The 13594-nt window shown below is 44.7% G+C and carries 15 protein-coding genes, 1 tRNA gene and 1 pseudogene; 16 read left to right on the forward strand and 1 reads right to left on the reverse strand.

The genetic code is table 11. The annotated features are described in order from the left end of the window. Window positions 1–44 precede the first annotated feature (44 nt). From CB4_RS04690 to sufB, 10 genes are all read left to right on the forward strand, one after another. Window positions 45–278: a DUF2553 family protein gene (locus CB4_RS04690; protein WP_157737788.1), complete on the forward strand. Its 234-nt coding sequence runs from the start codon at window positions 45–47 to the stop codon at window positions 276–278. A 112-nt stretch (window positions 279–390) separates the two neighbouring features. After that, a complete protein-coding gene (locus tag CB4_RS04695; protein ID WP_096463788.1) occupies window positions 391–816 on the forward strand; it encodes a hypothetical protein in 426 nt (141 codons plus the stop codon). 126 nt (window positions 817–942) lie between these two features. Further along, window positions 943–1809, forward strand: coding sequence for an RNA polymerase sigma-I factor (sigI, locus tag CB4_RS04700; protein WP_231956146.1), 867 nt, complete (start codon window positions 943–945; stop codon window positions 1807–1809). After that, a complete protein-coding gene (locus CB4_RS04705; RefSeq protein WP_096463789.1) occupies window positions 1736–2923 on the forward strand; it encodes an anti-sigma factor domain-containing protein in 1188 nt (395 codons plus the stop codon). Before sigI ends, CB4_RS04705 begins: the two co-directional genes overlap by 74 nt. Window positions 2924–3021: 98 nt before the next feature. Then, the gene (locus CB4_RS20820) at window positions 3022–3267 is read left to right on the forward strand and encodes a hypothetical protein (protein ID WP_146226617.1); all 246 of its coding nucleotides are present in this window, start codon (window positions 3022–3024) and stop codon (window positions 3265–3267) included. Window positions 3268–3992: 725 nt separating this feature from the next. Further along, window positions 3993–4781, forward strand: a complete 789-nt coding sequence (gene sufC, locus CB4_RS04710) for a Fe-S cluster assembly ATPase SufC (RefSeq protein ID WP_096463790.1) — start codon at window positions 3993–3995, stop codon at window positions 4779–4781. Window positions 4782–4798: 17 nt separating this feature from the next. Then, the gene (gene sufD, locus CB4_RS04715; RefSeq protein WP_096463791.1) at window positions 4799–6088 is read left to right on the forward strand and encodes a Fe-S cluster assembly protein SufD; all 1290 of its coding nucleotides are present in this window, start codon (window positions 4799–4801) and stop codon (window positions 6086–6088) included. Beyond that, window positions 6088–7311 (forward strand): cysteine desulfurase, encoded by a 1224-nt coding sequence (locus tag CB4_RS04720; RefSeq protein WP_096463792.1) that lies wholly within the window; start codon window positions 6088–6090, stop codon window positions 7309–7311. Before sufD ends, CB4_RS04720 begins: the two co-directional genes overlap by 1 nt. Beyond that, window positions 7292–7729 (forward strand): Fe-S cluster assembly sulfur transfer protein SufU, encoded by a 438-nt coding sequence (sufU, locus tag CB4_RS04725; protein WP_096463793.1) that lies wholly within the window; start codon window positions 7292–7294, stop codon window positions 7727–7729. Before CB4_RS04720 ends, sufU begins: the two co-directional genes overlap by 20 nt. 47 nt (window positions 7730–7776) lie before the next feature. Further along, window positions 7777–9177 carry a Fe-S cluster assembly protein SufB gene (gene sufB / locus CB4_RS04730; protein WP_096463794.1) on the forward strand — a complete coding sequence of 467 codons (1401 nt, stop codon included), beginning with the start codon at window positions 7777–7779 and terminating at the stop codon, window positions 9175–9177. 61 nt (window positions 9178–9238) lie between these two features. Here sufB and CB4_RS04735 read toward each other — a convergent pair. Continuing rightward, window positions 9239–9691 (reverse strand): annotated as a pseudogene (locus tag CB4_RS04735) (site-specific integrase); the annotation flags it as partial. A gap of 368 nt (window positions 9692–10059) precedes the next feature. On the opposite strand from CB4_RS04735, the gene CB4_RS21950 reads away from it, so the two are divergent. From CB4_RS21950 to CB4_RS04760, 6 genes are all read left to right on the forward strand, one after another. Next, window positions 10060–10245, forward strand: a complete 186-nt coding sequence (locus CB4_RS21950; RefSeq protein ID WP_309146614.1) for a cation efflux transmembrane domain-containing protein — start codon at window positions 10060–10062, stop codon at window positions 10243–10245. Further along, window positions 10187–10723 carry a cation diffusion facilitator family transporter gene (locus CB4_RS04740; protein ID WP_309146615.1) on the forward strand — a complete coding sequence of 179 codons (537 nt, stop codon included), beginning with the start codon at window positions 10187–10189 and terminating at the stop codon, window positions 10721–10723. Before CB4_RS21950 ends, CB4_RS04740 begins: the two co-directional genes overlap by 59 nt. A 229-nt stretch (window positions 10724–10952) precedes the next feature. Then, window positions 10953–11021: transfer RNA gene (locus CB4_RS04745), tRNA-OTHER, on the forward strand. A 317-nt stretch (window positions 11022–11338) separates the two neighbouring features. Further along, window positions 11339–12163, forward strand: coding sequence for an AraC family transcriptional regulator (locus CB4_RS04750; RefSeq protein WP_096463796.1), 825 nt, complete (start codon window positions 11339–11341; stop codon window positions 12161–12163). A 27-nt stretch (window positions 12164–12190) separates the two neighbouring features. Next, the gene (locus CB4_RS04755; protein ID WP_096463797.1) at window positions 12191–13108 is read left to right on the forward strand and encodes a DMT family transporter; all 918 of its coding nucleotides are present in this window, start codon (window positions 12191–12193) and stop codon (window positions 13106–13108) included. After that, window positions 13092–13511, forward strand: a complete 420-nt coding sequence (locus tag CB4_RS04760) for a DUF2000 domain-containing protein (protein WP_096463798.1) — start codon at window positions 13092–13094, stop codon at window positions 13509–13511. The genes CB4_RS04755 and CB4_RS04760 overlap by 17 nt, the downstream gene beginning before the upstream one ends. The last annotated feature ends 83 nt before the right edge of the window (window positions 13512–13594 follow it).

Raw genomic sequence — 13594 nt, forward strand, 5'->3', positions numbered from 1 at the left:
ATTTTGCACATCCTACTCGTAACTTCAGGAAAGGTGGGATGTGCATGTCAGATGTGAATCGTGTTGACATCACCGATAAAGTGCGTGGTGAAGTAACGGAAGACTGTATTGTACTAACACTCAATGGCCAGGAAATTGGCCAGCTTCCGTTCAATTCAGCTGACTGTTGTATGAACGCAGGTTATGCAATCGATCAGCAACGTATTTTTCGGATGGATGTGGCAGATACGGTGTATCATTCAAGCTATGTGGACGGGTGTGACATGGGGTGGTGCTAGAGAGCACCTCCCTTTTTTACCTGAATTTATTGGTGTTAAAAAGGGATACAGATTGATAGAATAGAATTATAGATAGAGTATTAGCGTTGCAGTACGCAGAGGAGGAGTCCGGATGAGCTTTTGCTGTGGAGCGAGCATGATTGGTGCACTGGGAAGCCTGCGCCATTATAAGACACAGATTCATAATGTCCCGATTTTATACTGTCCAGTATGCAACCGTATTGATGTTCATCCTGATATAGAGGAAGAGTACGATATTCTTGCTGAATATGCACATGCGGATTTGGCTCCTGAAGTTGATTTCCGTGAATATGTGACAGGTGACAGTGTTGATAAACTTTTTGAGAACTGTGTATCGGTTGATAACGGAAATATTTCACAAGTTTTGCGTATGCAGATTGATAATGCCCTTGACCTGATGACGATTGCCAAGCAGCTTGACGATAAGGTGTGGAGTGAGGAATTAAAGAACCGATTGAATAAGTTGAGCCGTCGGTTAAGCCGCTGGGAAGCCCAGAGTAACAAATCCATGCCGTAAGACCTGCTTGCCGAATAGGAAACCATCGCTCTACAATAGAGTGATGGTTTTTTGTATTTGCATACATTTCTCTCCCCCCATAAAGTCGGGAGAGTGGGCGAATACATATGAAACGAGGTGAACATCGTGTTACTCACGCTTTTCCTGGGGAAATGGCGCCGAAAATCACAAACTCCCAGGGAGAATGACAACCAGCATCTGTATCAATTAATTGAACGAATACACCAGGGAGAGGATGAGTGGCGCAATGAGCTTCTGGAGCAGTATCGGCCCTTTATCGGCACAGCTGTTTCCAAAGTATGCAAGCGATACATTCATCAGTCACAAGATGAGGAATTCAGCATTGGACTTGAAGCATTCAATGAAGCGATTACCGGGTATTCCGTAGAGAAAGGAAGCTCGTTCTTGTCTTTCGCTGATCTGGTTATCCGTCGTCGTGTGATTGATTTTATTCGGAAAAACAGGCAGCGAATATCGATGGTGTCGCTTGATGAATCGGCAGACCCACAAGCTCCTGAATATAATGTATGGGACGTGCAGGCAGCGGTAGAGCGGCATCAGCTTGAGCAGGAGGCTGAGTATCGGCGGGAAGAAATCTTTCATTACCGCGAACGGTTGCAGCAGTTCGAGATCGAACTCGAAGATCTACCGGACTATACACCGCAGCATGCAGACGCCCGCATCAATATGATCCACATTGCTCGCATAATTGCCGAGAAACCGGAACTCCGGCAGTCCTTTCTGGAGAAGAAAAAAATCCCGGTTAAGTATCTCCTGCAATACATCACCTTCTCGCGCAAGACCGTAGAACGGAACCGCAATTATATTGTGGCCATTACTGTACTTTTTATTGAGGATTATCAGTATTTACGCTCCTACATTCAGACAGAGGATATAGAGGGAAAGGGGGAGCCGCGCGATGAAGAAGGGCATCGTGCTCAAGCGGCAGGATCATTACTGGATTGTGATGACGCCGGACGGGGGATTTCATAGAATTCCTCCTGACAGCCGTGAAGTGATAGAAGGGGAAGAAATTGAATTTGCCCTGCCTCAGGAACAACGGGTTCGGACTGTGCGTCGCCCGTGGAGAAATGTAACATATGCAGCGGCGGCTTGCCTGCTACTTTTGTTATCCGGGATACCGCTTTGGAACATGTTGTTTACGACTGCATATGCCGCTGTTTCCATTGATATTAATCCGAGTTTTGAACTCGAGGTCAACAAACAGTATCAGGTGACGGATCTGCATGCGCTAAATAAGGAAGCAGAGGCACTTGCCCCTTCAATTGAGTGGAAGAACAGGGAACTGACCACTGTAACATCTGACATTATTCAAGATGCCCGGCAGAGTGGTTTCTTGAAGCGGAATCAAGATATTCTTATTGTGCCGGTGGGACTTGATAGTGCGGAAGCGTCTCAGGAAGTGCTTCAGAAGATTGAACAACACGCATCTATACTGGCCAAGCAGGGGGGCGAAGGTGTAACCGTTACTCTTATGGAGAGTACAAAGGAAGCCCGCCAGCAAGCGCAGAAGGAAGGAATGTCTGTTGGGAAATACGCGCTGTATGATTCCGTGCGCCACATGGACCATCCTTTTTCAGTTGACCAGATCAAGAAGTTGAGCATTACCGAGATTTCATCGGCGATTGGCGGGATAGACCGTGTGCCAAATACAAAGCGTTACACGAATCAGCCCGCACGCAAGCCAGATGCCACACCGAAACCAGCTGCACAACCGGAAGTGAAGAGTATGAAGTCGACTGTTACCCAGCAGACACGCAAGGAAGCAAAAGCGGATACAAGAAAGAGACATCCAGTATATTCCAAAAAGTCAGATCATACGTCTGCTACGCAAGAAAGCGGTCCGAAGACAAAAGTTATTCCGAAAGCTGTGACGGAAGAGACGAAGCATAAGGCGGAAGCGCAAGCGAAGAGAGAATCGGGGCGTACAGAGGAAGAGAAAAAGTACAAGTCAGATTACGGCCAGCTTCAGCAGAGACAGAATCAAGACGGGCAGGGTGTTGATGAAGACGAGAGGAAGCGTAATGACGCTTACAAAAAAGAGCGGGAGAACAAACAGCCCAATTTCTCAGCGCCGTTTCAATAAGGATAACTAGACAAACAGCAGCTTGCATCGGGCAGGCTGCTGTTTTTTTCGCTAATAATTGCCTGTCTGAAGGACATGCTTAGAATAAGGCCAAAAGCATGCTTGCTGGGTTAGGTATTGCTCAACGTGTGGTGGAGGAGCGGGATCGGGCGGGGCCTCGTCACTTCGGTACGCTTACAGAGAAGTTAGGACTGTCCGCTCCAGATGCCAGGCGAACTCGCCCACAAAAGATGCCTGCGATGTATTTGCACAGAAGCATTGTGGGCAAAAGTCCGTTCGCCTGGCCCCTTCCGCTGGGGAGTCGCGTACAGGCGTTCCGTTGCCCCGCCCGATCCCGCTCCTAGCACACTTTGGTTAAACACCATCAAGCAATATCAAGACGTTGAGCTTTGCTATGCAGGTAAAAAAATAAGGAAGCTGTCTTTCAAAAATTCAGTGTCTATCGAGCAAATCCATTCTGGCGACGAGAGTCTTTTTATAAACCGAAACGTTGTGCGGGGAGTGGGAGAAGGGAGGAGCAAGAGAGTGCCTGTACGTGCCTACTCAGCGTAGGGAGAACGGCGAACGGGCCTTTGCCCGCAATCCTTCGGCGAATCAGCAGCGTAGGCGTTTCTTTGCGGGCGAGTTCGCCGGGCTCCCGGAGCGGACAGCTGCCGCTTCCTTGCAAGCGTACCGAAGCGAACGGCTCATCCCTTCGCCCACTCCCTTATCACCATACGTTCTCGATCCACAAAAAAAGCCGCCCCGCTCGCTTATGGGACAGCCCTCTTTCTGAAATAAGGACACATAGTAGGAATGTACTTCTTGCGGAGCGTAACCGAGTGACAGAGATCTTCTCGTTTCCGCTTCGCCACTATACTTTGTACAGCCACAATTCCCAAAGTCCTTCATTAACATACCGGCACATAACACTTTCCAAACAATTTTGTTTAAAAAATATGGCTATATGTCTTTCCTTGATTTTCAACTATGATATACTATATATTAAAAGATGGATTTGTACAATTTGTTTACAATACGTGGCACTCTAATGCCATGTTTACCTTGTATAACTGGAGGGAATTCAACTATGGCAGGAACACCGCATTTACAGATAAACGACTTACGCGTCGCAATTGACGATAAACAAATTCTAAAAGGATTGAACCTTGAGATTAAGGGTGGCGAAGTACATGCCATTATGGGGCCGAACGGAACGGGTAAATCGACACTTGCCTCCTCCATCATGGGCCATCCGAAATATACAGTCACAGGCGGCTCCGTTATTCTTGACGGTGAAGACGTACTGGACATGGAAGTGGACGAGCGTGCACGTAAGGGACTGTTCCTTGCGATGCAGTATCCGAGTGAGATTAGTGGCGTAACGAATGCTGACTTCCTCCGTAGTGCCATTAACGCACGCCAGGAAGAAGGCAAAGAGATCTCCCTGATCAAGTTCATTCGCCAGATGGATAAGCAGATGGAAGCGCTTGAGATGGATTCTTCTTTCTCGCAGCGCTATGTAAATGAAGGCTTCTCTGGTGGGGAGAAGAAACGTAATGAAATTCTCCAGATGTCGATGATCAAGCCGCGGATCGCGATTCTTGATGAGATTGATTCTGGTCTTGATATTGATGCTTTGAAAGTAGTAGCTCGTGGCGTAAACGAACTGCGCAGCCCGGAGATGGGTGTGCTGATGATTACCCATTACCAGCGCCTGCTTAACTACATTAAGCCTGACTTCATTCATGTAATGATGCAAGGACGTATCGTGAAATCAGGTGGTCCGGAGCTTGCACTCAAGCTTGAAGAAAACGGCTATGACTGGATTAAAGAAGAGCTTGGCATTCAGGATGAAACTGTAGACGCAGAAGCGTAAGTAAGGAGGGTACAAACATGAGCGTAGAAACGAACGTGCGATTCGATAAGGAAAGCATGGCACGTTTTTTCCAGGGAGAGCCGGAATGGGTAGCACAGCTTCGCGAAGCTGGATATGCCGACTATCAGCAGTTGCCCCTGCCGAAGCTGGAGAAAACGAAGCTTGATAAATGGAACGTAGATCAATTCGTTCCCTATAAAGAGGAAGCATCTGTCGCTTCTGTAGAAGAACTTCCACAGGTTGTCAAAGACCTGCTTGAAGAAAACAATCCGAACGTACTCGTACAGAAGCACTCCAGTGTGACTTGTACACAGTTCGACGCTGCACTCAAAGAACAGGGTGTTCTGTTCATGCCGTTAACACAGGCAGTGCGCGAACATAGTGATCTTGTGAAGAAGTACCTGTTTGCAAGCGGAGTTGAGAAACATAAAGTATCTGCGTTACATCAGGCGCTCTGGAACGGTGGCGTATTCGTCTACATACCGAAAAATGTAGAAGTAAAACAGCCGTTGCAGATCGTTGTGTGGGGTGAGGATGAGGAAGTGGCACTCATGCCGCATGTCCTGATCGTAGCTGATACGAATAGCCAGGTAACGGTTGTCGAAAATGTACTTGGTGCTGATTATAAGCAGCCCGTTGTATACAACAGCATGGTGGAAGTATTCGCGCAGGGCGGAGCAAAAGTTCAGTATGCATCTGTTCGTTCCTTAGCGGAAAATGTAACGGATTATACGTACCGCCGTGCTATTACGGAGAACGATGCGCGTGTTGAATGGCTGTTCGGGGATATGAACAACGGCAACACTGTATCGAATACAACGACAATTCTCAAAGGAAATGGTTCTTCCACAGCTGCCAAATCGGTTGCAGTCGGAACCGGTAATCAGAAAGAAAACTTCACTGTTCGCGTACTTCACCTTGGCACGCATACAGACAGTAATATTCTTTCGCGTGGGGTTATGACGGAAGAATCAACCGCTATTTTCAATGGTATCACCGAGATGAAAAAGGGTGCTGAGAAGTCAAATGGCGAACAGGCAGAAAACTTGCTCATGATCGGCGAACGTGCACGTGGCGATGCCAATCCAATTCTCCTTATCGATGAAGATGATGTAATGGCAGGTCACGCAGCTTCCGTCGGCCCGGTCAGCCCACTTCAAGTGTACTACCTGATGTCCCGAGGAATCGGACGTCGTGAAGCAGAACGCCTTATCATTAATGGATTCCTCGCACCAGTAACAGACAGACTGCCACTTGAGAGCATGCAGAAGCGTCTTGGGGCGATCATTGAAAGGAAGCTGTCGTAATGAATGCCAAAGAGATTCGTGAACTGTTTCCCATTCTAAACCAGCAGGTAAACGGACATCCGCTTGTTTATCTCGACAGTGCGGCTACTTCCCAGAAGCCGGTTCAGGTCATTGAAGCGATCGACCGTTATTATCGTGAATATAACTCCAACGTTCACCGGGGTGTCCATACATTGGGCACACTGGCGACGGACGGATATGAGGGAGCGCGGGAAAAGGTCCGCGGCTTCATTAATGCGAAGGAAACAGCCGAGATCATCTTCACACGCGGCACCACAACAGGTGTAAACTTCGTGGCGCAGGGCTATGCCCGTAACTTCATCAAAGAAGGTGACGAAATCGTCATCACCCAGGTGGAGCACCACAGTAACTTCATTCCATGGCAGCAAATTGCGAAGCAAACAGGGGCCACGCTGAAATTTATCCCGCTTGCGGAAGACGGAACGATTACGGTAGAAGCGGCAGAACAGACCATTACAGCGAATACGAAGCTCGTCGCGCTGGGCTACGTGTCCAACGTACTCGGTTCAATCAACCCGGTGAAGGAAGTTGCGGCGATCGCACACCGCCACGGCGCTGTGATATTTGTAGATGCTGCACAGGCAGCTCCGCATATCAAAGTCGATGTACAAGATATCGACTGCGACTTCCTCGCATTTTCTGGCCACAAAATGGCAGGTCCGACAGGCATCGGTGTTCTGTACGGCAAGCGCAAATGGCTGGAGAAAATGGAGCCGGTTGAATTTGGCGGCGAGATGATCGACTTCGTTGATTTATACGATTCAACATGGAAGGAACTTCCGTGGAAATTCGAAGGTGGCACACCGATCATCGCGGGTGCGATTGGACTCGGTGCCGCGATTGACTTCATCGAATCGATTGGTTTAGATGCAATCCGCGAGCATGAGCACAAGCTTGTACAATATGCGATGGATCAGTTGAGCACGATTGAAGGTCTTACGATTTATGGGCCAAAAGAACGGAGCGGTCTCGTAACGTTCACGATGCAGGAAGCCCATCCACATGATATTGCAACAGTACTCGACACAGAAGGAATTGCCGTGCGTGCCGGACACCACTGCTGCCAACCACTCATGAAATGGCTGAACGTATCGTCGACAGCCCGCGCCAGCTTCTATGTGTATAACACGGAAGAAGACGTGGACGCGCTCGTGAAAGGGCTAATTAAAACAAAGGAGTACTTTGGCAATGTCTTCTCTTGATGATTTGTACCGCCGCGTCATTATGGACCACTATCAAAAACCGCGTAATAAAGGCGAGTTTGGTGACGAGGCTTTAACAGTCAATATGAATAACCCAACCTGCGGTGACCGTATTCAATTGCAGATGAAGGTAGAAGACGGCAAAGTGACGGAAGCACGCTTTACCGGAGAAGGATGCTCGATTAGCATGTCATCCGCATCGATGATGACGGAAGCCATCACAGGTATGGACGTGGATCGTGCGCTGAAAACAGCTGAACTTTTCTCGCGTATGATGAAGGGTGAGGCAACAGAGGACGAAATCGAGGAGGCCGACCTTGGCGATATTGAAGCGCTGCAGGGTGTAAGCAAGTTCCCGGCCCGGATTAAGTGTGCGACTCTGGCATGGAAGGCGATGGAAAAAGGATTGCGGGAGTAGCATCACGACCATGAGGAGGCGTAGCGCCTCGCAAGGAGGAACGATCAATGAGTAAAAAAGCACCTGAATTATCTTCAGAGTATCAATATGGGTTTCATGATAAAGATATCTCCGTATTCCGTGCGAAAAAGGGATTGACAAAGGAAATCGTCGAAGAAATCTCTCGGATTAAAGGCGAAGAACAGTGGATGCTCGACTTCCGCATGAAATCCCTTGAGATTTTTGAGAGCCTTGCGATGCCACAGTGGGGCGGAGATTTGACAGAACTTGATTTTAACAGCATTACGTACTACGTGAAGCCGTCCGAGAAACAGGGACGTGACTGGAGCGAAGTACCGGAAGAAATCAAGAATACATTCGATCGTCTGGGCATTCCGGAAGCGGAGCAGAAATACCTTGCAGGTGTATCTGCCCAGTACGAATCTGAAGTTGTGTACCACAATATGCAGGAAGACCTCGAAAAAATGGGGGTTATTTTCTGCGATATGGATTCGGCTGTTCGTGAGCATCCAGAGATCGTTAAGCAATACTTCAGTAAAGTAATTCCACCAACCGATAACAAGTTTGCTGCATTGAACAGCGCCGTTTGGTCAGGTGGAAGCTTTATTTATGTACCGCCGGGCATCAAATGCGAAACACCGCTGCAAGCATACTTCCGCATTAACTCCGAGAACATGGGGCAGTTCGAGCGTACGTTGATTATTGCAGACGAAGACAGCTTCGTACACTATGTAGAAGGCTGTACAGCACCAATCTACGGTACCGATTCTCTCCACAGTGCGGTTGTTGAGATCATCGTGAAGAAAGGTGCCCGTTGCCGTTATACAACGATCCAGAACTGGTCATCGAACGTTTACAACCTCGTTACGAAGCGTGCGGTTGCAGAAGAAGATGCGACCATGGAGTGGATTGATGGTAACATCGGCAGCAAGCTGACGATGAAATATCCAGCTGTTGTCATGACTGGCCCACGTGCGAAAGGTGTCGTAATCTCCATCGCCGTAGCAGGTAAAGGTCAGCATCAGGATGCGGGAGCCAAAATGGTTCACTTAGCACCGGATTGCAGCTCGACTATCATATCAAAAAGTATTAGTAAGCATGGTGGGAAAGTAACATACCGTGGACTTTCTAGCTTTGGCCGCAAATCGGAAGGGTCTAAGTCTAACATCAAATGTGATACGATTATTCTCGATAAGTTGTCTACATCGGATACGATTCCATACAACGAAATTTTGAATAATAATATTACACTTGAGCATGAAGCAACTGTTTCGAAAGTAAGCGAAGAGCAACTCTTCTATTTGATGAGCCGTGGTCTTAAAGAAGAGGAAGCGACTCAGATGATTATCATGGGCTTCATCGAACCGTTTACGAAAGAACTTCCGATGGAATATGCGGTAGAGATGAACCGTTTGATCCAGTTCGAAATGGAAGGTAGTATCGGATAACCTTTATATATCAAGGGGGTGAATGCTTGAAAAGGGCATTTGCCCCCTTTTTGCCCTCTTATTAGATTTCGATGTATTGCTCATACAGAGTTAGAGCATCATCTTCAATCTTTTTAGTAATGTGTAGATACGTGTCTGCTGTGACTTTCACGCTTGCGTGCCCAAGTCGCTCGGACACATATTTTATATTTGCGCCAGCTTCCAGCAAATGGACAGCATGGGTGTGTCGGAGTGCATGAGGGGAAAATACCGGAACGCCTGACCGTTTACATACGACTTTAAAATATTCACGGACCACGTTTGTTCGAAGCCAGCGCCCGTCATGCTGGTGAAAGATAATATTCTCGGTTGTTGCCTTGTAGTTTTTGTAGCGTAGGTAAACTTCCTTTTGGTTGATCTTGTGCCGTTTCATCAACTTCACAGTGGCATCATCCAGCTTAACTACACGGTCACTCTTTTTGGATTTTGGTGTGGACAGATACGGGGTTGAGTTTAAAGGATCAAGATATATCTTTTAGCTGGTAATTTCCTCATCGGGGTAATGTTATAAGGCTGAAGAGAGCAATACAGTAGCTGAGGTATCGTGTTTTATAGAAAAAGTAGCTGGCTTGTTAACTTTATAGTATGGAGTTATCTAGGTTTAGTGGCGATGTAGCTGAATTCCAAGTAGGAACTGGTTGATATATAATATATCAATTTATGTATCTGGATTTGCAGTCATGAAATATTGCTTTTTTTCAACTTTTTTTCCAAGTGCTAATGGTTTTACCTTTGTCCTACTTTTAAAGAATGAGCCAAAACTGTTTCTCTAGACCCACACGAACTTAATCCAGTACAATGTCAAAGTGCTGGATCAAAATTGTGTGAGAAGGAGAGGGTGACATGAAAAATTCGTCTTCATTAATCGCATTATGGATCAGTCTTATTAGTAATGTGATATTAACCGTATTAAAGAGTGTTGTCGGATATTTATTCAACAGTCAGGTACTTATCGCTGACGGAATTCATAATGCTATGGAAACAAGGACTCTATGTTTATTGTATTCGACTCGGAAAAGCACAAAATAGCAAAAGTTTAATTGCAACTGCAAATGATCACATTGCTGATGTTTATGCATCTATTGCTGCTGTGGTAGGTATTGGTGCGACATTGATTGGTGAGCGTTATGACATATCATTTGCTCAGTATGGGGGTCCGATTGCTGGAATGATCGTCTTCTATTTTGTTCTGAAAATGGCCTACGAAATGGGGAAAGAATCCATTGGGATTCTAATGGAAGAAAACGTACCTTCAGAGCAATTGATTCAGTTAGAAAGCATTGTTCGCTCGATCCCACAAGTAAAACGAATCGATCGAATTCGAGCAAGAGAGCACGGTCATTATATTATTGTCGATGTAAGAGTGGGCGTTTCAAATGATTTAACGATTAAAGAGGGGCACGATATTAGCCGCTTGATCAAGAATTCAACTAAAAATGAAATTCAAAATGTTGAAGAAGTACTGGTGCATTTAAACCCATGGTATGAAGAGGATGCTATACACTAAAGTAATCCTTTTATGAAGGTTTAAAGTAGCAAAATTTCAGTGATGATTGATGAAGAAGTCCTTTCTCTAAACGAATATGCATTACATAAGCTAAGTCGATGAGTTGCTCATACCGAGCGGCTTTTTATTTTGCCTTGATGGCAAAAGCAAAATGAGAACCGTGGTTGACGCCGGAAGGGTAGTCGACTCTACAATCCCGGCCATTCCTTCTGGGTGATTGATAGAGAATGCGGGTATAGTTCAACGGTAGAACGACGAACTTCCATTCGTTATACAGGTTCGACTCCTGCTGCCTGCTTTAAAAAATAAAATCTAATATCTACCTTAATCAATACCTTCAGACAAGGGAAGATGACCATGAGGCCCTTTTTCTTTCGAATCTAAGCCATCTCATGATGAACTAGACCAAGCTATCGAAAAGATATTCGGATTATAGTAGACCTTTAAATCGTTTATCATCAGTTAACGGGGAGGACACATTTAATTATATAATCTAGCTAAGCGTGGTAATGTTTGAAACTGCCACGCAATTTTTCATTTCGTCAATATCATACAAGAGACTTAGAACAGAATGTGCTAGACTTACTTTCTAAATATCGAAAGGAGTTTGTTCACATGGGACAAGAAGAAAGAACAGTGCGCTTTGATCATGATTTACAAATTGAAGCCTACCGGTTTCAGGGTATCATGCAAAAATTTCCGAACCATTTCCATGAATACTATGTGATTGGCTTTATAGAGAGTGGCCAAAGACAATTATCTTGCAAGAATAAAGATTATGTAATAGGTACAGGTGATATTGTATTTTTTAATCCTCTAGATAATCATGCATGCGAACAGATTGACAACAAACTATTAGACTATCGCTGCTTGAATATTAAGCCTGAAGTCATGCGAAAAGTGACAAAAGAGATTACTGGAAAAGATTATCTCCCTCGTTTTACGAATCCTGTTTCTTATCGGAGTGAACAAGCTAATTTATTGCATAATCTTCACCAGATGATTATGGCTGAATTGCCAGATTTCGAGAAAGAAGAAGCTTTTTATTTTCTCATGGAGCAACTAATTCAAAAATATACCGAAGAACACGCAGAAACAAAACATGAAGGGATCGATCAGGAGACTGAAAAGGTCTGTCACTACCTAGAGGTACATTATGCTGAACATGTTGCATTAGATGATTTAGCTAATATTTCTAATATGAACAAATATTCTTTGTTGCGGTCCTTTACTCGTATTCGTGGAATTACCCCATATCGTTATTTACAAACAGTGCGCATCAATGAAGCCAAGAAACTATTGGAGAAGGGTGTAAAACCATTAGACGCTGCCATGCAGACCGGTTTTGTGGATCAAAGTCATTTTAGCAATTTCTTTATAGAGTTTATCGGACTGACGCCCGGACAATACCGGAACATTTTTATCAACAATGATAAATAGTCGGTTGTCAAAGGAAAGGACAAGAAAATGAAGAACAAAACGGCTGGTCATTTATCAGCAATTATTACCGTTTTAATTTGGGGTACAACTTACATTTCCACAAAAATATTATTATATGATTTTTCCCCGATAGAGATTTTATTTTTTCGTTTCACTATAGGGTTTATTGCCTTAATGATTATATATCCGTATCGGTTGAAGGTAACTGATAAAAAACTTGAATTCTTATTTGTATGTGCTGGTTTATGTGGTGTCACTTTGTATTACCTTTTAGAAAATATTGCCCTAACCTTTACAATGGCTTCTAATGTAGGCGTAATAAGTGCCGTAGTCCCATTTTTCACAGCCATTCTCACCTATCTATTTTTGAAAGACGAACCGTTGCGAGTCAATTTCTTCATTGGATTTGTTGTTGCCATGGCCGGCATTTGCCTGATCAGTTTTAATGGAACTTCAAATTTTCAACTAAACCCATTGGGCGATTTGTTAGCAGTAGCAGCTGCGCTGGTTTGGGCCGTTTATTCTGTATTGACTAGAAAAATCAGCCATTACGGTTATAACACGATTCAAACGACAAGAAGGGTATTTTTTTACGGGATCTTATTTATGATTCCTGTACTATTCTTGTTTGACTTTAAACTGGGACTGGAACGCTTCACAAACCCTGTTTCTTTATTCAATATTTTATTTTTGGGGCTTGGAGCTTCCGCTCTTTGCTTTGTTACCTGGAATTTTGCAGTTAAAGTATTAGGAGCTGTTAAAACCAGCATTTATATTTACATGGTTCCCGTCATTACGGTAGTTACCTCAATCATTGTATTACACGAAGAAATGACATGGTTGGCTGCTTTCGGAACGATTCTTACATTAACTGGACTTTTTATTTCAGAAAGCAAAATCAATTTGAAGAACAAAGGGGAATGGGCAAATGGATATACAAAATAAAAAATGCGTAATGGTGATTGATTCCGAATTGTCTATCGGATTGATTGCCAATACATCGGCTGTGCTAGCTTTAACATTAGGGAAGAAAATTGATGGACTTATTGGACCAGACGTGGTTGACGGGGAAGGAAATTCTCATGAAGGAATTACAAACACACCCATTTCTATACTAAAAGGTTCAGAAAGTTTGATTAAAGAATTGAGAGAAAAGATCTCTGCTGAGTTTCCTGATCTCCTGCTTGTCGACTTTTCTAATGTTGCTCAAATGTCAAAACATTACGATGACTATACCGATAAAATTGCTGCATGCACCAAAAATGACTTGAAGTATCTTGGTATTGCCCTTTATGGGAATAAAAAGAGCATTAACAAATTAACCGGAAGCCTTCCACTTTTACGCTAAATAGAAGAATTCGATGTGACTGGAATTTAGGACATCCTCTCCTCATAGCGCTACTATCACAGACAACGTAAACGGAAATGTAG

The sequence above is a fragment of the Aneurinibacillus soli genome, from assembly GCF_002355375.1.
GTDB lineage: Bacteria > Bacillota > Bacilli > Aneurinibacillales > Aneurinibacillaceae > Aneurinibacillus > Aneurinibacillus soli.

Coding starts and splice junctions, on each gene's coding strand:
- CB4_RS04690 (WP_157737788.1), top strand. CDS start 45: ATGTCAGATGTGAATCGTGTTGACATCACCGATAAAGTGCGTGGTGAA.
- CB4_RS04695 (WP_096463788.1), top strand. CDS start 391: ATGAGCTTTTGCTGTGGAGCGAGCATGATTGGTGCACTGGGAAGCCTG.
- CB4_RS04705 (WP_096463789.1), top strand. CDS start 1,736: ATGAAGAAGGGCATCGTGCTCAAGCGGCAGGATCATTACTGGATTGTG.
- CB4_RS20820 (WP_146226617.1), top strand. CDS start 3,022: ATGCTTGCTGGGTTAGGTATTGCTCAACGTGTGGTGGAGGAGCGGGAT.
- sufC (WP_096463790.1), top strand. CDS start 3,993: ATGGCAGGAACACCGCATTTACAGATAAACGACTTACGCGTCGCAATT.
- sufD (WP_096463791.1), top strand. CDS start 4,799: ATGAGCGTAGAAACGAACGTGCGATTCGATAAGGAAAGCATGGCACGT.
- CB4_RS04720 (WP_096463792.1), top strand. CDS start 6,088: ATGAATGCCAAAGAGATTCGTGAACTGTTTCCCATTCTAAACCAGCAG.
- sufB (WP_096463794.1), top strand. CDS start 7,777: ATGAGTAAAAAAGCACCTGAATTATCTTCAGAGTATCAATATGGGTTT.
- CB4_RS21950 (WP_309146614.1), top strand. CDS start 10,060: ATGAAAAATTCGTCTTCATTAATCGCATTATGGATCAGTCTTATTAGT.
- CB4_RS04740 (WP_309146615.1), top strand. CDS start 10,187: ATGCTATGGAAACAAGGACTCTATGTTTATTGTATTCGACTCGGAAAA.
- CB4_RS04750 (WP_096463796.1), top strand. CDS start 11,339: ATGGGACAAGAAGAAAGAACAGTGCGCTTTGATCATGATTTACAAATT.
- CB4_RS04755 (WP_096463797.1), top strand. CDS start 12,191: ATGAAGAACAAAACGGCTGGTCATTTATCAGCAATTATTACCGTTTTA.
- CB4_RS04760 (WP_096463798.1), top strand. CDS start 13,092: ATGGATATACAAAATAAAAAATGCGTAATGGTGATTGATTCCGAATTG.